The 20,555-nt window shown below is 70.1% G+C and carries 23 protein-coding genes and 2 pseudogenes; 9 read left to right on the top strand and 16 right to left on the bottom strand.

The features are described from left to right. Positions 1–13: 13 nt before the first annotated feature. The 5 genes and pseudogenes from ACFYMC_RS10610 to ACFYMC_RS10590 all read right to left on the bottom strand — a co-directional run. A pseudogene (locus tag ACFYMC_RS10610) lies at positions 14–400 on the bottom strand (MaoC/PaaZ C-terminal domain-containing protein); the annotation flags it as partial. After that, positions 397–1,458, bottom strand: coding sequence for an acyl-CoA dehydrogenase family protein (locus ACFYMC_RS10605; RefSeq protein ID WP_388521924.1), 1,062 nt, complete (start codon positions 1,456–1,458; stop codon positions 397–399). The gene ACFYMC_RS10605 and the pseudogene ACFYMC_RS10610, both read right to left, overlap by 4 nt. Before the next feature lies 1 nt (position 1,459). Then, the gene (locus ACFYMC_RS10600; protein WP_388521921.1) at positions 1,460–2,479 is read right to left on the bottom strand and encodes a bifunctional MaoC family dehydratase N-terminal/OB-fold nucleic acid binding domain-containing protein; all 1,020 of its coding nucleotides are present in this window, start codon (positions 2,477–2,479) and stop codon (positions 1,460–1,462) included. Next, positions 2,476–3,660, bottom strand: coding sequence for an acyl-CoA dehydrogenase family protein (locus ACFYMC_RS10595; protein ID WP_388521919.1), 1,185 nt, complete (start codon positions 3,658–3,660; stop codon positions 2,476–2,478). The genes ACFYMC_RS10600 and ACFYMC_RS10595 overlap by 4 nt, the downstream gene beginning before the upstream one ends. Before the next feature lie 223 nt (positions 3,661–3,883). Beyond that, positions 3,884–4,198, bottom strand: coding sequence for a hypothetical protein (locus ACFYMC_RS10590; protein ID WP_388521916.1), 315 nt, complete (start codon positions 4,196–4,198; stop codon positions 3,884–3,886). A gap of 357 nt (positions 4,199–4,555) precedes the next feature. On the opposite strand from ACFYMC_RS10590, the gene ACFYMC_RS10585 reads away from it, so the two are divergent. Next, entirely contained in the window at positions 4,556–5,443 is an 888-nt protein-coding gene (locus ACFYMC_RS10585) for a bifunctional DNA primase/polymerase (protein WP_388521914.1), read from the top strand. Here ACFYMC_RS10585 and ACFYMC_RS10580 read toward each other — a convergent pair. The 8 genes from ACFYMC_RS10580 to ACFYMC_RS10545 all read right to left on the bottom strand — a co-directional run bounded on the left by ACFYMC_RS10580 (position 5,425) and on the right by ACFYMC_RS10545 (position 12,687). Then, positions 5,425–5,781 carry a DUF6344 domain-containing protein gene (locus ACFYMC_RS10580; RefSeq protein ID WP_388521911.1) on the bottom strand — a complete coding sequence of 119 codons (357 nt, stop codon included), beginning with the start codon at positions 5,779–5,781 and terminating at the stop codon, positions 5,425–5,427. The genes ACFYMC_RS10585 and ACFYMC_RS10580 overlap by 19 nt on opposite strands. A gap of 283 nt (positions 5,782–6,064) precedes the next feature. Then, complete coding sequence (locus ACFYMC_RS10575; RefSeq protein ID WP_388521908.1) at positions 6,065–6,730, bottom strand: histone deacetylase; 666 nt, start codon at positions 6,728–6,730, stop codon at positions 6,065–6,067. 54 nt (positions 6,731–6,784) lie between these two features. Continuing rightward, positions 6,785–7,474 carry a potassium channel family protein gene (locus ACFYMC_RS10570; protein WP_388521905.1) on the bottom strand — a complete coding sequence of 230 codons (690 nt, stop codon included), beginning with the start codon at positions 7,472–7,474 and terminating at the stop codon, positions 6,785–6,787. Further along, positions 7,467–8,810 (bottom strand): TrkH family potassium uptake protein, encoded by a 1,344-nt coding sequence (locus ACFYMC_RS10565; RefSeq protein WP_388521902.1) that lies wholly within the window; start codon positions 8,808–8,810, stop codon positions 7,467–7,469. Before ACFYMC_RS10565 ends, ACFYMC_RS10570 begins: the two co-directional genes overlap by 8 nt. 222 nt (positions 8,811–9,032) lie before the next feature. Beyond that, positions 9,033–11,195, bottom strand: a complete 2,163-nt coding sequence (locus ACFYMC_RS10560; protein WP_388521900.1) for a SpoIIE family protein phosphatase — start codon at positions 11,193–11,195, stop codon at positions 9,033–9,035. Between the two features lie 492 nt (positions 11,196–11,687). After that, positions 11,688–11,840 (bottom strand): thiocillin family RiPP, encoded by a 153-nt coding sequence (locus tag ACFYMC_RS10555; protein ID WP_388521897.1) that lies wholly within the window; start codon positions 11,838–11,840, stop codon positions 11,688–11,690. Positions 11,841–12,251: 411 nt separating this feature from the next. Continuing rightward, complete coding sequence (locus tag ACFYMC_RS10550; protein ID WP_388521895.1) at positions 12,252–12,440, bottom strand: antitoxin; 189 nt, start codon at positions 12,438–12,440, stop codon at positions 12,252–12,254. A 49-nt stretch (positions 12,441–12,489) separates the two neighbouring features. After that, a complete protein-coding gene (locus tag ACFYMC_RS10545; RefSeq protein WP_388521892.1) occupies positions 12,490–12,687 on the bottom strand; it encodes a hypothetical protein in 198 nt (65 codons plus the stop codon). A 306-nt stretch (positions 12,688–12,993) separates the two neighbouring features. On the opposite strand from ACFYMC_RS10545, the gene ACFYMC_RS10540 reads away from it, so the two are divergent. Then, on the top strand, positions 12,994–13,356 hold the full coding sequence (locus ACFYMC_RS10540; protein WP_388522309.1) for a hypothetical protein: 363 nt from the start codon (positions 12,994–12,996) through the stop codon (positions 13,354–13,356). Then, complete coding sequence (locus ACFYMC_RS10535) at positions 13,275–13,526, top strand: GNAT family N-acetyltransferase (RefSeq protein ID WP_388522286.1); 252 nt, start codon at positions 13,275–13,277, stop codon at positions 13,524–13,526. Before ACFYMC_RS10540 ends, ACFYMC_RS10535 begins: the two co-directional genes overlap by 82 nt. Positions 13,527–13,862: 336 nt before the next feature. On the opposite strand, the gene ACFYMC_RS10530 is transcribed toward ACFYMC_RS10535, so the two are convergent. Beyond that, positions 13,863–14,228 (bottom strand): hypothetical protein, encoded by a 366-nt coding sequence (locus tag ACFYMC_RS10530; RefSeq protein WP_388521890.1) that lies wholly within the window; start codon positions 14,226–14,228, stop codon positions 13,863–13,865. A 14-nt stretch (positions 14,229–14,242) separates the two neighbouring features. Further along, a complete protein-coding gene (locus tag ACFYMC_RS10525) occupies positions 14,243–15,499 on the bottom strand; it encodes a helix-turn-helix transcriptional regulator (protein ID WP_388521887.1) in 1,257 nt (418 codons plus the stop codon). Positions 15,500–16,114: 615 nt separating this feature from the next. On the opposite strand from ACFYMC_RS10525, the gene ACFYMC_RS10520 reads away from it, so the two are divergent. From ACFYMC_RS10520 to ACFYMC_RS10495, 6 genes are all read left to right on the top strand, one after another. Next, the gene (locus tag ACFYMC_RS10520) at positions 16,115–16,252 is read left to right on the top strand and encodes a hypothetical protein (protein ID WP_169435287.1); all 138 of its coding nucleotides are present in this window, start codon (positions 16,115–16,117) and stop codon (positions 16,250–16,252) included. 14 nt (positions 16,253–16,266) lie between these two features. Further along, positions 16,267–17,454, top strand: a complete 1,188-nt coding sequence (locus tag ACFYMC_RS10515) for a cupin domain-containing protein (protein WP_388521883.1) — start codon at positions 16,267–16,269, stop codon at positions 17,452–17,454. After that, the gene (locus tag ACFYMC_RS10510) at positions 17,451–18,359 is read left to right on the top strand and encodes an aldo/keto reductase (protein WP_388521881.1); all 909 of its coding nucleotides are present in this window, start codon (positions 17,451–17,453) and stop codon (positions 18,357–18,359) included. Before ACFYMC_RS10515 ends, ACFYMC_RS10510 begins: the two co-directional genes overlap by 4 nt. Further along, positions 18,340–19,194 carry a hypothetical protein gene (locus ACFYMC_RS10505; protein ID WP_388521879.1) on the top strand — a complete coding sequence of 285 codons (855 nt, stop codon included), beginning with the start codon at positions 18,340–18,342 and terminating at the stop codon, positions 19,192–19,194. The genes ACFYMC_RS10510 and ACFYMC_RS10505 overlap by 20 nt, the downstream gene beginning before the upstream one ends. 72 nt (positions 19,195–19,266) lie before the next feature. Then, positions 19,267–19,818, top strand: a complete 552-nt coding sequence (locus tag ACFYMC_RS10500; protein ID WP_388521876.1) for a hypothetical protein — start codon at positions 19,267–19,269, stop codon at positions 19,816–19,818. Next, the gene (locus tag ACFYMC_RS10495) at positions 19,731–20,354 is read left to right on the top strand and encodes a hypothetical protein (RefSeq protein ID WP_388521873.1); all 624 of its coding nucleotides are present in this window, start codon (positions 19,731–19,733) and stop codon (positions 20,352–20,354) included. The genes ACFYMC_RS10500 and ACFYMC_RS10495 overlap by 88 nt, the downstream gene beginning before the upstream one ends. Before the next feature lie 118 nt (positions 20,355–20,472). Here ACFYMC_RS10495 and ACFYMC_RS10490 read toward each other — a convergent pair. After that, positions 20,473–20,555 (bottom strand): annotated as a pseudogene (locus ACFYMC_RS10490) (IS5/IS1182 family transposase); the annotation flags it as partial.

Below are 20,555 nucleotides of genomic sequence, written 5' to 3'. Positions count from 1 at the left end.
GGGCGAGGTCGGGAGCTCCGCCCGCCAGCGTCACCGACACGGTGCCGGTGACGTGGCGCCCGAGCCGGTTCGCGCCGAGGACCTCGATCTCCACGACGCCTTCGCGGTAGCGGGTGACCGTGCCCGTCAGGGTCATCGTGTCGCCCGGATAGTTGGGCACGCCGAGCCGGATCGCGATCCCGCGCAGCACGGCCGTGGGCCCCAACCGTTCGGTGACGTAACGGCCGACCAGCCCGTTGGTGGTCAGGATGTTCATGAAGATGTCCGGGGCACCCTTGGCGCGGGCCAGCTCGGCATCGTGGTGCACGTCCTGGTAGTCCCGGGAGGCGATGGCCCCCGCGACGATCAGGGTGCGGGTGATCGGTACCCGCAGTGGAGCCAGTTCGTCGCCCACCTTCATCCCGCCACCTTCCCGTCCATGTCCGCCCCGGTGATCAATTCACCCAGTTCCGCGAGGAGTTCGCTGGCGCAGCCCAGGTACCCGGCGAGCTGCCGGCCCCAGAGGAAGTGCCGGTGCACGGGGTGCTCCAGGTCCGCCCCGGCACCGCCGTGCAGGTGCTGACCGGTGAGTACGACGCGCAGACCGGCCTCCGCGGCCCACCAGGCGGCGGTCAACGCCGCGGTCCGCGCGTCCAGACCGGCGTCGATCCGCCAGGCCGCCTCGTAGGTGGTGACCCGGATGGCCTCCGTGTCCATGTGGGCATCGGCGGCCCGCAACCGAACCGCCTGGTTGGCTGCGAGGGGCTTGCCGAACTGCTCGCGGGTGGCGGTGTGCGAGACGGCCCGGGCGAGCGACCCCGCGCAGACCCCTGCCGCAAGCCCCGCGAACGCCGTCCGCGCCGCCTGCAGGACCTGCTCGTACGCCGACGACCCCGGCCCTCCCACCGGTTCCGCTCGGGCGCCGTCCAGGCGGAGCCGGCCGGCCGACCACGGCGCAGTGGTCTGCACCGCACGCACCTGCACTCCGGGCGCCCCGGTCGCCACCAGCCACAGGCGGCGGTCCGCGTCGGGCACCAGCACGTGGGTGGCCCCACGCAACCAGGGCACCAGCGGGAGCACTCCGCACAGCCCGCCGTCCGGCGCACGGGTCGCCCGGATCTCGCCGCGGGCCGGGAAGGCGCCGGTGGCCACGGCCGTTCCGGTCCGCAGCGCGGGAAGCAGCCGGGCGCGCTGGTCGGCGCTGCCGTGCTCGCCCAGGGCCCACAGCCCGTAGACGCAGGAGGCCGCCAGGGGCACCTGGGCGGTGGTGCGGCCCTGCTCCTCCAGCAGGAGGACGAGTCCCACCAGTCCGCTCTCCTCAGCCGCGGCCGGCAGACCGGCGCTGCACAGCGCCTTCCACAGTTCGTTGTCGCAGCCGGTGCCGGTGGCGGCCAGGCGTTCAGGGGTGGCCAGGTCGGCGAGGATGCGGGAGGCCAGGGCTGCGGCCTCCGACTGCTCCTCGGTGGGGGTGAAGTCCATGTCAGGACCCGTTCGCATCGGCCGGTCCGGCAGCCGCTGGGGACAGGGCCCGGAAGACGGGCAGTTCGAGTTCCTCGTCCACGCGCAGGAACTCCAGCCGCACCGGCATCCCGACGTGGACCTCCTCGTGCGCGACCCCGATGATGTTGCTGATCATCCTCACTCCTTCGACGAGTTCGACGAGGCCGACGGTGTAAGGGGGGTCGAAGGCCGGGAACGGTGGATGGTGCATGACCACGTACGAGAAGACCGTCCCGCTGCCGACGGCCTCGACGGGCTCCCACCCGAGATCACCGCAGGCATTGCATCCGGGCAGCCAGGGAAACCTCAACTCCTGGCAGCCGGTGCAGCGTTGGATCAGCAGCCGGTGAGCTGCCACACCCTCCCAGAAGCCCGCGTTGTCACGGTTGACGACGGGGCGGGGACGACGCGCGGCGGCCGGCTTCGACGGCTCCGCAGGACGGGGCGCGGGCTCGTACTTGAGGATGCGGAAGCGATGGGTGCCAGCGAGTTCTCCCTCGACGCGCACCTCGGTACGGGTGGTCACGAAGTGACCGGATCCCAACGCGGTGGCCTTTCTCGGGGACACCGCCTCGATGACCGACTCGAAGTCGATCCGGTCTCCCGGGCGCAGGGGTCGTAGGTATTCCTGCTGGCAGTCGGTGGCGACGACGGAGGTACATCCGGCGGAGTCGAGGAGAGCCAGGAGTTCCTCGTAGGGGCCGGTGCGCGCGGTGTGACCGGACAGGCCGCCCATGGTCCATGCCTGCAGCATCGCGGGCGGGGCCACGGCCCGCGGACCTGCGTAGGCGGGGTGGGTGTCACCCATCGCCTCGCACCAGTGTCGGATCATGGCAGCGTCAACGGGGTCCTTGCCGGCGCCCGAGGTGGCCGGCAGGCCCTCGAAGGACTTCAACAGCACGTGGAACTCCGCCTCCGGCGCGCCCGCCCTGGCGGGGCGCGGAGCGCCGTCGAGCCCCTGCGGCCCTCCGGCGTCCGAACCGCCGACGGCCCCGGTCACCGCCTGCGTCCCTTCATGCCCAGCCGTGTCCCGGCGAGGATCTCCCGCTGGATCTCGCTGACGCCGCCACCGAAGGTGTTGATCTGCGCAGCCCGGTTCATCCGCTCCAGCGATCCGTCGTCGTAGCAGCCCGCTGCCTGCCGACCGCAGGTGCCGACGGGCCCGCGCAGCAGGGCTCGCTCGCCCACCACCTCCTGGCAGATCCGGTAGACCTCGACGGTGGATTCGGTACCGAAGAACTTGACCCCGCTGGCGTCGCCCGGTGCCAGGGTGTTCGAGCCGACGTCCTGGACCAGGCGCCAGTTCAACAGGCGCAGGGCCGCGAGCCGGGCGGACGCTTCGGCCAACCTGGAACGGACCCAGGGGTGGTCGGCGGGACGGCGGCCGGTGACCGGGTCGCAGGCCCGGGTGTGTTCCAGGGCGTCTTGGAAGGCGTCTTCGGCCTGCATGCCGAGGGCGGCCAGGGCGACCCGTTCGTGGTTGAGCTGGTTGGTGATCAGCCCCCAGCCGCCGTGCTCGGGGCCCACGAGATGGTCGGCGGGCACCCGCAGCGCGTCGTAGTAGGTGGCTGTGGTGGTCAGTCCGCCGACCGTCTCGATCGGGGTCCAGGAGAAGCCGGGGGAGTCGGTGGGAACCAGGATGATCGAGATGCCCTGGTGTTTCGGCGCTTCGGGGTCGGTGCGGCAGGCGAGCCAGATCCAGTCGGCGTGCTGGGCGTTGGAGGTGAATATCTTCTGCCCGTCGACCACCCAGTGGTCGCCTTCGCGCACGGCCCGGGTCCGCAGGGCCGCCAGGTCGGTGCCGGCCTCCGGCTCGCTGTACCCGATGGCGAAGACGATCTCGCCGCTGAGGATGCGCGGCAGGAAGTGGGCCTTCTGGTGCGGGCTGCCGTACTTGATGAGGGTCGGCCCGACGGTATTGAGAGTGACCATCGACACCGGGGCCCCGGCCCGCTGGGCTTCGTCGAAGAAGATGAACTGCTCGTCCGGGCCGCGCCCTTGCCCCCCGTACTCGGTCGGCCAGCCAAGACCCAGCAGCCCGTCGGCACCGATCTGGCGCAACAGCGCACGCACTGCGTCGCGGTCGGTGGCATCCGGTGGCCCGCTCGGCATCAACGTCGCGAAGTAGTCGTGCAGTTCGGCTCGTAGCTGCACATGTCGCGCGCTCGGGGCGAGGTGCACGCGGCGACCTCCCGTCACTGCTGAGGGCCTTTGGGGCTCCGGACCAATAGATCTGACTATCCGTCAGAACTTTGCGGGGCGTCAAGGTGGCGACGAGGGACAGGACGAAGAGGCCTGCACGACGGGACCCCAGCCAGCCCCGTCACACAGACCTCTCCTGCGGACGACTACCCGCCCACCCACCCCCACCCACAGGCGACCCCTCCCCGGGGCCGCCCGATGACTACGACCACCAGGGGAAGAAGTTCACCGCCACGTTGTTGTTGGACTGGTCGATGGCCGTGAAGGCGGAACCGTTCACCTGCGCCGTGTTGTTCTGGTTCGAAGCGCCGGAACCGCTCGCCACCTGCTGCGAGGTGGACGAGTTGCCCAGGTTCGCACCACCGACGCCGCTCCCGATGATGCTCGCCACGGTCGCGTTGGACCCGTTGTCTGCGCCGGCGCCGGTGTCGGCCTGGGCCACTCCGGTGAAGAGGGCGGCGGCGAGCGGGAGGGCCGCGAAGGTGGCGATGACGCGAGCGGTGCGGATGCTTGCCATGGTGTTTCCTCCGTGAAGCGGTGGTTCAGAAGTCGGTTCGCTACCAAGGCAGTTGGCCAACCACCAGGGCGTTCACCGGCTGTTGCGGTGTTGCTGACGACGTCGCGAGACCAGAGTTGCCCACCGATTCCCCGGCGAACCACCCCGGAGGCCCTGATTCCCTCTCAAGCATGAGCAACATCAGATAAACCCCCCCCATGACCAATAGAGCCCTCGCCCCCCACCCCGTAGCCGGTTCCGGCCACCACACTCCGCTCACCGCAAGAGATGAAGCGTTTCTCCACTTTTTCTGCCAATCCCCTGCAGAACGGACTACCCCCTTCCCCCCGATTCGAACATCTGTACGAAAATGAACCCATGGCCATCCGCCCTCGCCATATCCACTCTCTGGCCCTCGCCCACGCACTGTCCGCGGCCGAACACGGACTGTCGGTCATCCCCCTGACCCGCACCAAACACCCGGCCATCCCCTCGCCCCACCACCCGTCGGCCCCCACCTGCCGCGGCGCCTGCGGTCGCCCCGGCCACGGAGTCCACGACGCCACCAACGACCCCCGCGCCGTGCGCGCCCTCTTCGCCGCCGCTCCATGGGCCACTGGCTACGGCGTGGCCTGCGGACTCGCGCCCTACCACCTGATCGGCCTCGACCTGGACGTACGCCCGGACGGGTCGGACTCCGCTGCCCCACACAGCCGCAGCGCGCTGCGCCACCTGGCGCTGCGCCACTTGTTCACCCTCCCCGAGACGGTCAGTGTGCATACGCCCAGTGGCGGCCTCCACCTCTGGTTCGCCGGCACCGCGGAGGCGGTGGTCGCGAACTCGGCCAGCCGCCTCGCCCCCGGCATCGACGTCCGCGGCGCCGGCGGCTACCTGGTCGGGCCGGGCTCACTGGGAACGCGCGGCACCTACCGACTGACCCCCGAGAGCACCGGGCTGCCACCCGCGCCCTGCCCCGAAGCGCTGCTCCAACTGCTCGCACCCGCCGCCCCGAAACCCCGAACCAGCGCCGGTCACCGTGGGTCAGCCGGACGCGCCCTGGTGCAGTTCGTGCTCGCCGCCCACCCGGGCCAACGCAACACCAGGCTGTTCTGGGCCGCCTGCCGGGCCTACGAGAGCGGCTTGGGCGAGGTCTTGGCCACCCCGCTCGCCCGCGCCGCGGCCCGTACCGGGCTCAGTGAGCGGGAGGCGGGCAGGACCATAGCTTCGGCGGCCCGGCGCTACCGTGCTCAGGCCACGAGGCCGTAACCGGCGTCGGCAGGCACGGCCAGCCGGGCGCCGACCGCCGCGGTACGACGCACCGCCGGCGAGGAGCCGTGCGCTTCTGCGCGGATGCGCTGCTTGATCGTCGGAGGAAGAGCCCGCACCCGACCGGGCCGCCAGGAGTGCCAGGACACCGCGGCCGGCTCCGCCGAGGGAAGGGTCGCCACCTGCCCGGCCGCAACCGGGCGAGCGGAGGCGGCAGTGCGGACAGGGGTGCCCGAAGGCAGGACGGCCCGGTTCCCACCGAACCCGAGCACGCGCACGATCGCCGCGAGAGCGGCGATGAACGCGGTCCACACCGACACGACCTTGCTGACCGTCATGACGACCCTCATTCCCGACTGGCGGATCTACATACATTCAGCATCATGGGCCCGCAACTCGGGCATATCCATCACCACCGCCGACGCACGCGCAGATCGTCAGATGAACACCACCCAGGTGGAGCACCCTCCCCGAGGACCGCCCCCAAGACGCCGAGAGCCCCCCGAAGACCCCGCACCAGGGCGCCAGGACCGCCCCGGACGTCCGGACCGCCGATACCCCGACGCTCGACACCCCGCACGCCGGGCCTGCGCCGGCCGGGCCCGCCGGGTGAGCGGGCCCTCAACCAGCGGCCAACAGCGGCATGATCTCCCGTGCCAGCCACCGTCCAGCAGCGCCCGGCCGCGAGGCGAGATAGTCGGCCACGGACGGCGCGTCCCACGCCCCCGACTCCACCATCCCGCCCGCCAACATCCGCAGGTAAGGGGCGGAGGGACTGTTCCACGCCACCTCGTCCATCGACCACGGGGCCGTGAAGGTGAGCAGCGGAACCCCCTCAAGGGCACCCGCGCAGACCAGCGTCTCGTAGCGCCCGGGCCCACAGGCGGTCCGGCCATACCGCAGGACCGGAGCCAGATCGATGTCCCGACCGGGCTCCCGGTACATCTCCTGCGCCGCGATGTCCGAGAACTGCTGAGCCGTCACCAGGTGCGCGCGGGCCCGCAGGCGACCGGCGGCGCGGGGATCGTAGAAACCCCGACCGCCGCTCCACACCACGGATTCAGTGGCGAAGTACAGGCACCCGACCAACTCCACCGGCACCGAGCGCGCAGGAGCCCGGGGGTCGCGGCAGCCCGGATAGCTGCGGACTGAGCCCGGTGGCGTCCCACCCGCGAGGTAGCAGGCCAACCGCCCCAGGTGCATGTTGGATCCGTAGGAGACGTACCAGACGTGCCCGGGGAACGTGCCGTCCCATTCGAGGGCCTGCGGGGTGCGCACAAGGTCCATGACATCCCCCCTACCCAGCGCCGGCCCCGTGCCCGCACCCGCTTCGGGACGAGCTCAGCGGAGCTCGCTGAACCGTTGGGTCTGGCGGGTCCGTCCAGCGGCGATGATCGTGTCATCGGCCCGCACCACCGTCTCCGCGGTCGCGTACGTGAAGCCCTCGCCCGGGCGCTTGATCGCGACGACGGTGACTCCGTAACGCGACCGAACCGCGCTATCGGCAAGGCGCCTGCCGACCACGGCCGCCGGCGGAGTCGTCTTGACCATGGCGAAGTCGTCCTCGAACTCGATGTAGTCGAGCATCCGGCCACGCACCAGATGGGCGACCCGCTGACCCATGTCGTGCTCGGGATAGACCACGTGCTGCACACCGAGTTGGGTGAGGATACGGCCGTGGGGCTCGCTGATCGCCTTGGCCCACACGTTCTGGATGCCGAAGGACACCAACAGGGAGGCCGTGAGGATGCTGGCCTCCAGATCGCTCCCGATCGCCACGACCGCACGGTCGAACTCATGCACGGCCAACTGTCGCAGAACGCTCTCCTTGGTGGAATCCGCGCGCACCACGTGCGTCAGCGAACCCGCCAACTGCTGCACCACCTCGGGATCCTCGTCGATGCCGAGAACCTCGGTGTCCTCCTCGACGAGTTCCAGGGCCAGGGCACGCCCGAAACGGCCCAGCCCGATCACGACGACGGAGTCGCCGCCAGCGATGCGACGGCTCTTGGGGCTGCGGTTCCTAGCCAATGACGGGTCGCTCCTCGGGAAGGTCGTACATGCGGACGCGCTGGCGCAGTGCGAGCGCGGAGGCCACCGTGATGGGACCCAGCCGGCCGATGAACATCAGCGCGATCAACAGGATCCGTTCGGTTCCCGGCAGATCGGCGGTGATGCCAGTGGACAAACCCACCGTGGCGAAGGCCGAAACGACTTCGAACAACGTTCGGTCCAGATCGAAGTCGGTGAACACCATGAAGGCCACCGTGGAGCCGACCACGGCCGCCACCGAGAGCAGGACCACCGTCAACGCCTGCCGCTGGACCTCGCCCGGTAGTCGCCGGTGGAAGATGTTCACCGCGCCCTCACCGCGGACTTCGGCGTAGAGGACGAAGAACAACACGGCGAAGGTGGTCACCTTGATTCCACCCGCCGTACCCGCGCTCGCCCCGCCGACGAACATCAACACGTCCATGCCGAGCCACGAGGCCGGGTTCATCTGACCGATGTCGATGCTGTTGAACCCGGCGGTCCGTGGCATCACCCCCTGGAAGAAGCCGGCCAACAGCTTCCCCGGCACGTCCAGGGCTCCCAGGGTCGCCGGGTTGGCCCACTCGACGGCGGTGACGAAGGCGCTCCCGCCCAGCAGGAAGATCCCGCTCGCCCACACCACGATCTTGGTGTGCAGCGACCAGGCAGCCGGCCTCCGCCACCGGCGCCGCAGCTCGAAGAGCACCGGGAAGCCCAGGCCACCCGCGACCACCGCGGCGGCGATCGGCAGGCAGACCCACGGGTCCCCGACGAAACCCACGAGGCTGTCCGGGTACAGGGCGAACCCGGCGTTGTTGAACGCCGAAACGGCGTGGAACACGCCCTGCCACAGCGCCCGCGGCACCGACATGCCGTACCCCTGGCCGAACCTCAGGGCGAGCGCCAGCGCCGTGATCGCCTCCAGCAACAGGCTGACCTTGACCACCCCCAGGACCACCGAGCGAACGTCCCCCAGACCCGGTGTCTTCGTCTCGGCAGCCGCGGTCAGACGAGCCCGCAGCCCCATCCGCCGAGAGATCAACAGACCGAGCATGGAGGCGAAGGTCATGATCCCCAGGCCGCCGAGCTGGATCAGTCCCAGGATCACCACCTGTCCGAAGGGCGTCCAGAAGGTGGCGGTGTCCACGACCACCAACCCGGTCACACAGACCGCGGACACCGACGTGAACAAGGCGTCCAACAGCCCCGCCCCACCCGACCCCGCCTTGGCCACCGGAAGCATCAGCAGCCCGGTGCCGACCGCTATCGCACCCGCGAACCCCACCACGACTACCTGGGCCGGGTGCCGCAGTTGCGGCCGGGAACGGATCACCACAGTGGGCCCGCAGCACCGTGGAGAGACATTTCGATCATTCGCACGGAATGACGATAACCATCCGGACGGCCAGAGAAAGCCCCCCATACGCGATCTTTACGCCTCGGTCGCCGGCCCGTGCACCGTGCCCCGCCAGGGAGTTTGCCACCGACGACGTACACGGGCACCCCACACCACCCCTCCGGGCCCGTCCGCCTCCCGCCACCGCGCGGGGCAGACCCGCTAGGGGCCAGCCGTACCGTCCCCCGCGGTCGGGCCGAGGAGCAGCAGGGCGATGTCGTCCCGGTCGTAACCGGTGCGCTTGACCCCCCGCACCAGGTGATCAGCAAGCTCTTCGAGCGGCCGAGCCGGGGCACGGGCCAGTTCGTCCGCGAGCTCGCAGATCGACTGGTCGAGGTCGACGCCCGGGGCCTCCACGAGTCCGTCGGTGTAGAGGGCGAGGACACAGCCGGGCGGTAGCGTCACCTCCACGCTCACGTACTCGGCAGCCGCCTCGATACCCAGCAACAGGCCAGGAGGAACGTCGACGACCTCGACGCGACCGTCAGGGCGCCGCAACAGGGGTGGGGGGTGCCCGGCCGAAGCCAACAGCGCGCGTTGCGCCCGCACGTCGATGTGCACGTACAGGCAACTGGTGAACAACCCCGGATCTAGCTCGGTGAGCAGACGATTGGTACGGGCCAGGAGCTCGGCGGGATGCGCCCCGGCCGACGCGTGGGCGTGGACCGCGGTACGGACCTGCCCCATCAGGGCGGCGGCAGTGACGTTGTGGCCCTGGACATCGCCGATCACGGCCGCGGCACCCGCGGAGCCGAGGCGGATGAGGTCGTAGAAGTCGCCACCGATGTCGACGCCCCGGGTCGCCGGGAGGTAGCGGGCGGCCACATCGAGCCCCGGCAGATCAGGCAGGGTGTGGGGGAGCAAGCTGGCCTGAAGTCCGCGGGCGAGACGGTCCGTGACGTCGAACAGGCGGGCACGGTCCAGAGCCTGCGCCACCAGTCCGGCCAGCGCGGTGAGGGTGACGCGGTCCTCGGGAGCGAACGCGCGCGGTGCACCGAAAGCCAACATGCAACAGCCGACGGTGCGATCCGAGGCGATCAACGGCAGAACGGCCCACGCGGCCGTTCCCGCCGGCCGAGGCGCCCCCGGACACACCCGCTCCAGCTCGTCGGGGGAACCGATGAACCGGGCGGCCCGCGCCGTGACGGCCTCCTGGACAGGCAGCGGCACCGTCTCGCTTCCGGCATCGAACCCCACCCCGCGATCCGCCGTGGACCCGCGCCCCCCCACGGCCACGAGGCGCTCGCCCTCCGCCAGGTAGAGGGCGAGCGCCTGCGCGTCGAAGACGGGCATGATGTGGTCGGCTACCAGGTCCACCACGTCGCGCACGCTGACGGCCTCGGTGAGCGTGGCCGCCAACCCCATCAACTGGTAGAGCACGCCCGCCCGGCTGGACGCGAGGGGCAACGAACGGCGAGAAGGGCTCGTGCCTCCTGGATCCGGATGGGGCGGGCCGCCTTCCAACGGGCTGATCCTCACACTGAGTCCGGCGACGCCGGGATAGAGCTGGAAGGACAGCCACTGGTCCGGCGGGCGCCGCGCCGTGAACGACATGGACCGACGGCTGACCACGGCGGCCCGGTAACGGTCCTCCAGATCAGGGTCGTCCAGCCAGGGCAACGCCTCCCAAGGACGGCTTCCGAGCAGCTCGGAAACGCTCCTGCCCAACAGCTGCGCCGCCAGCTCGGTAACGAAGACAACCCGACCGTCCAGGTCCAGGGCACAGCAGCCCTCCGGTAGGGCGTCGATGAAGTCCAGCGCGGCCCGCGCCTCGGACGGATCCCACCGGCGCACCGGTGACCGGTCCAGCACGCGCGTTTCCGGTCCGGCCAGGAGCGGCCGTCCACCGTACGCGGCCTGCCTCAGCAAAGCCCCTGCCCTCCGACAGAACTCATCGATCACCTCCCGTTCCCGGGCCGCCAACCGTGACGGGTGCGCCCCGGACCACAGCATCACGACCACGCCCCAACAGCTCGTCCCACTCATCACCGGAGCCGCGACCTGAGCGAAGTCGTACGGCAGGGCGAGTGCGCTGCGGGGGAAACGGCGCGCGGTCTCGCTGCCACTGCCCAACCAGATCAGCCGCTGCTCGCGCACCGCCGCGGCGGACGGAACCGGAGACGCCACCGGCACCCGTGTCCACGCCCCGGCCATATCGGGAGGGAAGCCCGTCACCACGGCCAGGCGGAGCACCTGTGCCCGGGCATCCAGCAGGTAGAGGCCGCCGGCGTACGCGCCCGTCTCGGCCACCGCCCGCACCAGCGGCTCATCCAGCGCAGCCAGACCGGGCCCCGCTGCCGACATGCCGGAGGCTTGCTCCCACATACCTCAATCTTCGCCGCAACCAGGGGACGGAGCCACAGAAGCGCCCCGCGGCCACACTGTGACGCACGGCCGGACAACGGCCCACCACACCGCGGGCAACCGCTCGGCGTCAGCTCGCGTCGCCAGGCGATCACCAACGGACGGACCACGCTCGCGTCTTGAGCGGCCCACATGGCCGATCGTGCTGCCCTGCTCAGCCACGGTCCTCCGCTCAAAGCACCCGTTCGACGCCCGACCCGTACCGACTCCGCCGGCGTGAGGACGCTGGGCACCCTGCGCGGTGACCGAGCACCTCGGCGATGTCGACCCGGTCTCGGCTGCCCCCGCGCACCCGTACCACTGGCCGGGTACAGGTACGGGGGGAGCCCCCCGGTCGTCCACCAGGGGCCGGCCCTCGACCGCAAGCGGCGGTCCCTCACCTGCCGCGCTGACCGACACCACCCGTCTCCGTCGGCCGGGCGGCGGGCGCGGGAGTCGGGACGGCCGTGGCCGTCAGCTACAGCCGATCGTGCCGATGGTCCCTGCGGTACCTCCCATCGTGCTCACCGACGACCCGGTGCCCACCGTGGAACTCAGCGAGTGCGCGTGAGGAAGCACCTCGATCTCGGGCTTCTCCTGTTCGAGGCGCAGGTCAAGCTCGTTCATGTCCGTACTCCTTCATATGGGCTGTCTCCAGGTGGAGGCGCACGGTGCGGAAGGACATCCCACGGCCGAGCGGAACCTCCGGTACGTGTGACAGCCAAGCCCAGGTAGCGTGGCGGGTCATCACCCAATGGGGATGAAAGCCGCAAGGTCCCCCGATCACCCGGGCCCTGAACGAGGGCGGCCCGCTGGTGCAGGTGCAGGGCAGGCTCTGCCCCTGCCCGGAAATCGAACGAGTTGCCCGCCGGCGAGCCAGCCCCCGTGCCGAAGGGGCGCCCTGGTCCGGACACCCCTTCTCATCAGCTAATCCTCCGACCTGCTCGTTCCCAGCACTCAGGAGCCTTCGCCGCTCCCGGCGGCCGGCACCTGGTCCACCGGGCTCAGGTCACTGATCCGACCGGCCGATCGCCCGCACTACTGCTGAGGTGGACTGTCCTGGTCCCGACCCAGTTGATCCTTGAGCTTCTCCTGGGCGGTGTCGACATGGCTGCTGTACTTGCCCTGGGTCTTGTCGTCGACGAAGTCGCCAGCCTTGTCGATGCCCTGTCCAGCCTGTTCCTCGTGCCCCTTCAGCATCTGCTTGAGCTTGTCCATCATGGACATCGCGGCCTCCTTGCCGTCGCTTCAGCCCCTCCTACAGAGTCGCGGCCCCTCACACAGACCGCATCCGCTGCGCCCTCACCTGCGGGATCGACCACCGCGAAATCGTCAACGGCAACGCGCTCGTCGGCGTGCGGAAGCTGTCGCGCTCGGCGCCTGAGGCGAACCCAGCGGCTTCCGGGCGGGCGACCGGGGCGAGCCACTGGAGGCACCTGGTGGGCAACCAGTCCTGCGACTCGCCAGAGGCCATCGCGTTCACGATCGACGCCGGGCCGCGCCGAGTGCCTTGCCTGACCCGCCGGCCACTCCAGGTAGGCCAGAACTGGCAGCGAGTTGGAGGGAATTCGCCGGATCGCCGGGCATGACGATCATCTGCCACCGACGCCACCGCTTGCCGCACCCACCTGGACGCCGAAGGCATTGTCACGGCAGTACGTCCGCCCGCCGCGATCGACCACCCCACACCAGAAACGCACTTGGAACGCGGCGAGGCCAATGCACCGATCGCGACGTTCGAGAGCGGCGTCCTGGCTGAGCGTTTTGACAGAATCGCACGATGACCGGCCACCGCGACACTGCCACCGAACCCCGGCGGCCCTTTGATGAACCAGTCCAGCTCGACCTGGCCGAGCCCGACACCTTGCGGCACCTGTGGGACCTCCAGCGGGCCGCCTACGCGGTCGAAGCCCGACTCATCGGTTTCGACGGCATCCCAGCCCTGCACGAGTCCCTCAAGCAGTTGCGCGCGTGTGATGAGTCTTTCCTCGGGGTTTGCGACGAGTCGGAGCAGTCGGTTGGATTCGTTTGCCGAACGGCGCTCTGGACATCTGCCGCCTCGTGGTCCATCCCGCCGCGCATCGCCGCGGCGTCGCAACAGCACTTCTCGACGCTCTGGACTCGATCGAGCCTGCGAAACTGACCGTCGTCTCCACCGGAACCGCGAATCTGCCCGCAGTCGCGCTCTATCACCGTCGCGGATTCGTATCTGTCGGCGAGCGCCAGGTCGCGCCCGGCGTCACGGTCACGCTGCTGGAGCGCAGAACGCATCAGCACCCCAGCGAGTCCACAACTCTTGACGATTGCTCCTGAAGCGAGCGTACGCGGCTGACCGACTCGGGACCGTCCGACGACGTGACCCTCCCCTGCCCGTTCGGTCGCAAAGCAACGGGGAGACGCGGCTGCTGGCCGACAGCGCTCAGAGAACGGCCCCTGACCGAGTTACCTGGTCAGGGGCCCCTCGCCTGCGGTGGGTGTGGGATTTGAACCCACGGTCACTCGTGCCACGGCGGTGTTCAAGAGAGTGCTGCGGGAAGCGTCTACCTCGTGGATGACCTGCACGTTTCCCGCCCTCGGGGCCCCTCGCCGCCGATGGCGGTCCACACCTGGTCCACTACGACCGAAGCACCCTTAAACGTTGAGGTGTGGTCAGCTCAGTGACTTCTCGATGGCCTCGAAGATGTCCGCGTCGGTCTCCTGCTGCCAGGACGGGAGGTCCGGCCAGTCTGCGACGTACCCGGGCTTCGGGTCTTCAAAGTGCTTGAACATCTGGGCGGTCCAGCACGTCGCGACGAAGCGGCTCTTCTGCTCGCGGGTCAGCCGGGCCGTGGAGCCGCCGCTGATCTCGATGAACTGGCGGACCTGCTCGTGCACCGCGCCCGCGGCCTCGCGCTCCCACTGAGGCGTGTCCGCCCACGGGGTCACGTAGCCGGCCTTCGGCTCGCCGGGGAAGTGCTGGTGCACTCCCGCGATCCAGGCTTCCCGGAACAGTCGTGCGCCTTCGGTCTGCGACATGCCAACCCCTCTCGTCACGGCGTCCTCAGTGTGGCGATCTCCGCCCCCAGCTCCGCTACGCGGTGGTCCCGGCTCAGGGGTCCGAACTCGTCGCACAGGCTTTGGAGTCTACGGGCGACATACCCGGACGAGGATGCGTGGGCCAGGGCCAGAGCCTCACGGGCGTACGTCACCACCTGCTCCGGGTCACGGCGCTTCGCCCCGACTATGGCCAAGTCGGCAAGGACGGCGCCTCTGCGGCGGTACGAGTATCCGGGAGCCAGCGAGTTTTGGTCCAGCGCCCGCCTGAGAGCGTCCTCCGCCAGGTCGAGGCGGCCAAGCTGTACGTTCCGAGCTCCCCGCTCCTCCGCCAGCCGTGTGCCGTCGAAACGGAGCCACCCGCCGTTCGTGCTGCCCTCCGACAGGCTCTGAACCTCCTCGGCCTGGCAGAGGGCTCGCTCGCATCCCGCCAGGTCGCCGAGGCCGGCGTACACCTCCGCCTGCACCGATGCGACCCACTGCCGGGTGGACAGGCTCCTGTCCCCTCGGGCCGCAACGCGTTGGGCCGTGCCGAGGATCTCGGCCGCCTGCTCGTACCGCTGGTCGGACATGTCCACGTAGGCGTGCCGTACGAGGGCACAGGCCCACAGGTCGTAAGCCCCTGCCTCCTTGCTCACGGATGCCGCGAGCGCGTACGAGGCCGCCGAGTCGGTGTACCGGTTGGCGTCGTACGCGACTTCCCCCGCGAGCTGGAACAGGTCGGCTGCGGCAGTGAGGAGCGGGCGCGAATTTCCCCGGCTGCCCCCGGCAAGGGCCTCGTTCAGCGTCGCCAGTTGATCGCGGACGATCGGATAGACAGATCCCTTGGACCGCGCGAGTTGGTAGACCTGCCACAGGTGGCTGTTCATCCGGGCGAAGTCTGCGGGGCTGCCCCTGCGCACGCCATCGGCCAGAGCCTCCGCCTCGTCGAACGGTAAGGCGGTCAGCGCACCGCTGACGCTGAGGATGCGGAGGAATTCGCGGCGGATCATCTCGTCGGGGTCTCCCGCGCTCGGGGGGTCACTGGACTTCTGCCCTGCGACTCCCTGGCTTCCGTCTCTTGGCGGTCTCAGGAGGTCGTCCAGCTCGTGGAGGTTGACTTCAAGGGCGGCGGCCAAGCCTGGTCGCTGGGGCGGCTGCGGTGCGATCTTGCCGCTCTCCCAGCGTCCGACCGTTGTGCGGTCCACGCCAAGTAACTCGGCCAATTTCTCCTGACTGTAACCCAGGGTCCTGCGCCGTTCCGCCAGTCCCATGACGACCCCTTCCCGTGGCTACCGGCCCCTCGGCTCGCATGCACGGATCTGCGTCAAGCCTGCCGCATGGATGCCGTGGAGGCTCCCGACTCGGCGCTGTTTCCTGGGTGTTGTCGCGAACGACGTGGGCACGGGACTACGGAAGGGTGCGGACATGGCAACGGCCGACAGCGGTCAGGGTGACGGATTCGGCGGGGCCTCCTGCTCACCGGATACCGAGTCCGAGAGCCGTATCCGGATGACCCTCCGCGTGTCCCGGGACTCCGGACGCTCGTGGTCGCGGACGACGTGTGTCCGGGACGGCGACCCGGTGGTGATCCTGTCCTCCCCCGGACGCTTCCCGCCCTGCGAGTGCCCCCGCTGCGGCGGCTCGTCGGCTCCCCCGGCCCGGACCCTCCGTACGGTCCCCGCCATTCCGGGCCGGTTCCGGTGAGCGGATTAGGCAGGTGGGCGCTCCGCAGGTTCGGGCGGTACGCCGGGCCGCTGTACCTCGCCATGGTGATCGGCTCGGTGTGCCTGTACGCCGTCGGCATCTACGCCACGTCGTAGCGCGCCGACCCCCAGTCTTCCCACCGGACACCCGGTGGGAGTTCCCCGAGTAGAGAGGGAAGTTCGATGGTGGAAGAGAACACCGGCTCCGTGGCCCCCGAAGGGGGTGGCCTGCTCGTCGCGAAGCGGAAGATCGTCGCCGCGCGGACCCGCGCTGAGCAGGAGTCCGACGTCAGCAGCGGCCGTTCCGACGGCAACGACTGACGGGGCCGCCCACGATGCTTGATGCAGCCTCGTGGGCGGGGCGTCTGGGCGGGGACACGTTCCTCGCCCAGACGTACCACCGCTCCTACGCACACTTCCCCGGCGCCGCCGACGTGGCGGGCCTGTTCACCTGGGACGACCTCAACCACATCATTGCCACGCAGCGTCTCGAACCGCCCCGGCTCCGTCTGTCCGCCGACGGCGAGATGGTCCCGCTGCACCGCTACGCGGTCCCCACGACCAACCGTCGCGCGGTGACCTGGTCCCGCATCCAGCCGGCCGAGCTGCACGCCCAGCTCAAGGACGGCGCCTCGATGGTCCTGGACGCGGTCGAGGAGATCCACCCCGCCGTGCGGGAGGCGGCCGAGGGGCTGGAACGGTTCCTGGGCACCTCCGTGCAGGCGAACGCGTACGCGTCGTGGACCGAGCGAGAGGGCTTCGGCCTCCACTGGGACGACCACGACGTCGTGGTGGTGCAACTGCAGGGCTCCAAACGGTGGCGCCTGTACGGGGCCACCCGCCAGGCCCCTACTTTCCGGGACGTCGAATCGCCTGAGCAGCCCGAGGGCGACCCGGTGGCGGACATCGTGCTCGCAGCCGGTGACGTGCTCTACCTGCCGCGCGGCTGGTGGCACGCGGTCACCGCGGACCAAGGCACGGAATCCCTCCACCTGACCTTCGGGATGGTCCCCCACACCGGCGCCGATCTCATGCTCTGGGTCGTGGACCAGCTCCGGGCCACCCTGCCCCTGCGCACGGACGTCCCCCGCTTCGCCGCCCTGCCGGAACAGTCGGACTTCCTCGCCGCTGTACGCCGCGAAGTGCTCGATTTCCTGGCTGACCCCCGGCTGATCGAGCGCTGGGCGGAGTCCGGCGACACGACCGACCTCGGGCATGCTGTCCCGTCGCTGCCCTACGTGGACGGGCTCCCTTCCATGCCGGAGATCACCGTGCGGCTCACCGCCCCACGGGCACGTGTGACGGTGAACGACGGGCACAGCACGGTCACGTTCTCGGCGGCCGGGACGGCCTGGGACTTCGCGGAGTCCGCAGGGCCGGTCCTTCGCACGCTGCTGCTCGGCCGGCCGACGACGCTGGGGGACCTTGCCTCAGCCGCCGGCCTGGAGGTCAAGGACGTGGCCGACCTGATCTGGGTCCTCATCGAGGGCCAGGCCGTCGCCGTCGTGGGGGCGGGGCTGTGACGGCGTCCCTGGCCCTGGGCACCTACCGGGTCCGAGACGTGGTGGAAACAGCACGCATGGCGGTGCAGGCCGGGACCCCCTGGATCGACACCGCGCCGAACTACGCCGACGGCCAGGCCCTCCGTGACCTCGGCAGGGTCCTGCGGGAAGCCCCCAGCCCTCCGCTCGTCGCCACCAAGACGGGCTTCTTCACCCGCAGTCAGGGGCGTGCCGCCCTCAGCAGGGGCCTGCTCACCGAACAGGACGCCTCCGCCGGCCACTGCCTCGACCCCTCGTTCGTCGGCCATCAGGTGGAAGAAGCGCTCGCCCTCCTCGGCCGCGTGGACCTGATGTTCGTACACAACCCGGAACGGGCCGGTCACGCAGGAGACCGGTCAGTGATGCACTGGCGGCTCCGCGAGGCGTTCACCGCCTTGGAAGAGCAGGTGCACGAGGGCCACATCCCCGGCTACGGGGTGGCCACCTGGTCGGGCCTGCGTGAGGGGGCGTTCAGCGTGCCTGAGCTGCTGTCGCTGGCCCGGGAGGCGGCAGGGTCATCCGATCACCACCTGATCGCGGTACAGATGCCCGTCAGCCTGATCGATGACGCCCCGATCACGCAGGCCCTGAACGGCGGCGGGCCGCTGGTGCAGGCGAAGGACGCCGGGCTGATCACGTTCGGCTCCGCTCCGCTGCACGGCGGCGAACTGCTGGATGCGATGACACCCGAACTGGTGGATCTGATCCGCCCCGGGCTCTCTGCCGGCGCCGCTGGCATCCTGGCCGCCGCGTCCTGCCCCGCCCTGGACTTCGTGCTGACGTCCACCACGAATCGTGATCACTGGGACGATGCGGTGAAGGCACTCGCTTCGCCCCTCACCCCCGAACAGCTCAGGAGAGTGACCGATGAACTCGCCACCGGATGAGGACATCCGAGCACTCATGGAGGCCGCGCACGAGCGGGCGGCCAAAGCCCTGGGCCTCACCTGTACGGGCCTCCCGGTGTGGGGCTTCGCCGGATTCACGCTGGGCCGCAGCGCGGGCGACTACTGGCTTCGAGTCAGCCGCGGCCATCTGAAGAACGCGGGGCGCACCCCAGGGCAAGGGTCCGTGGGCGCGTCCCTCCTCGTGCCGCGCGACGTGCCACGCCCGGCGCTGCACGGCGTCCACGACTGGGTGGACGGCGTGTGGTCGTTTCAGTCAGAGGTCCTGGACCGCGTGCGCCACCCGGTGGTCTCGCCCTCCCGCGCGGACCTGGTGCGGGACCCCGCTCTTCCGGAGCAGTGGTGGGGCCTGCTGAGGCGCTCCCTCGACCGTCTGGCGCAGGTGGAGGGGGTCAAGGAGACCGTCCGGGACTCCTGGATCGAGCGGGCCTTCCCCCAGTTCCTCGGCATTCCCGCCCCCGGCAAGATCGAGCGGGTCACCGGTCATGGTGACCTGCACTGGGGCAACATCACCGGCCAGCCCCTGATCTTCCTGGACTGGGAACGCTGGGGCCGTGTCCCCGTTGGCTACGACCCCGGGCTTCTGCACGCTCACAGCCTCCTCGTCCCCGCCGTTGCCGAGCGCATCCGGACGGACTTCGCCCAAGTCCTCGACACCCCCGCCGGCCGCATCGGAGAGCTGGCGGCGATCGCCGAACTCCTCCAAGCTGTCGCCCGCGGCTTCTACCCCGAGCTTGCCCCGCGTCTCCTCGACCGGGCCGAGGAACTGACCGGGGTCCGCCCACCGGTCTCGGCCCCCGCCGAGGTCAATGCCTGACCCCGCCCCCTCCCCGGGCCCCGGCGCACCCCTCCCGCGCCGGGGCCCACGTATGTTCGCCGTCGCCCCGTCGTGAAGGGTTGGGTCCTGATCGGTGCAGGTGACCACGCGGTCGGCCGGAGCGGCTTTGGCCGGTGTCCTGTTCGGGTTGAGGTCGGGCCCTTCCGCCTCGTCCTCGACCAGGACGGCGAACTCGTGGCCCGCATCGACACCGAGGAAGCACCCGAAGCCATCGTGGCGGCCATCGACTGGATCGGCCGCAAGTCCGTGGACATCGCGGCCCTGAACACACCGACGGTCGTGCGGTCCGCCCTGGACGCGCTGGCCCGCAAGATGGACGGGACCGCTGCGGCGGACAACACGGTGAACCGCAAGGTGCCCGTGTTCAGCAACTGCCTGCGCTACGCCGTCGAGCTGGACCGCCTGCCCTCCCTGCCCCTGACCAAGGTGGACTGGACGGCACCCGAGACGGACGACGAGATCGACTTCCGGTACGTCCCCGGCCCGGCGCCCCGGCCCGCAAGCTCATCGACGCCGTGGGCGAGCAGGGAGGCCGCGGGCGCCACCTCAAGGCGTTCTTCGGGTGCCTCTACTACGCGGCCACCCGCCCCGGCGAAGCCGTGAGCCTGCGCGAATCGGACTTCACCCTGCCCGAGGAAGGCTGGGGCCAAGTCATCCTGTCGTCCAGCTCCCCGCGCGTCGGATCCGGCTGGACTGACTCGGGGGAGTCCTACGACTCCCGGGGCCTCAAGAAGCGCGCGCGGAAGGCCACCCGCGAGGTACCGATCCCGCCCGTCCTGGTCCGTCTGATCCGCGACCACCTCGCGGAGTTCGGCACGGCCGAGGACGGCCGACTCTTCCGCGCGGCCCGTGGCGGCGGCCTCCTGAGCAAGGAGTACGGCGACATCTGGAAGGCCTCTCGCCGAGCAGTCCTCACCAAGCAGGAAGCCAAGACGCCACTGGCCGAGGTCCCGTACGGACTCCGCGCCGCGTGCGTCTCGCTCTGGTTGGAGTCCGGCGTCTCCCCGGCCGAGGTCGCCCGCCGCGCCGGCCACAGCATCGCCGTGCTCTTCCGCTTCTACGCCAAGGCAATCCGTCGCAACCAGCAACATGCGAACCAGCAGATCGAGCAGGCTTTGGAAGAAACCGACGACCGATAGCCGTTGTGCAGCGTAGATCAGTGCGCACTCATGCCTGGCTCTGCTCTCAGCGCACGGTGGGAGTGTCTTCGGTAACTTCCACGGCCTCAGTAATGATTCCGTCATTGAGCCTTTTCCATCATCGCTCTGAGCTGGCCAGATGCAGGGCGAGGATGGCCTGGACGAGTGCGGTGATGCGGGTAGTCGAGCATCGGATCTTGC

The sequence above is a fragment of the Streptomyces sp. NPDC006879 genome (assembly GCF_042869595.1).
Taxonomy (GTDB): Bacteria; Actinomycetota; Actinomycetes; order Streptomycetales; family Streptomycetaceae; genus Streptomyces.
Note: the sequence above shows the minus strand (reverse complement) of the source record. Positions and strands in the feature narration are given on the sequence as shown.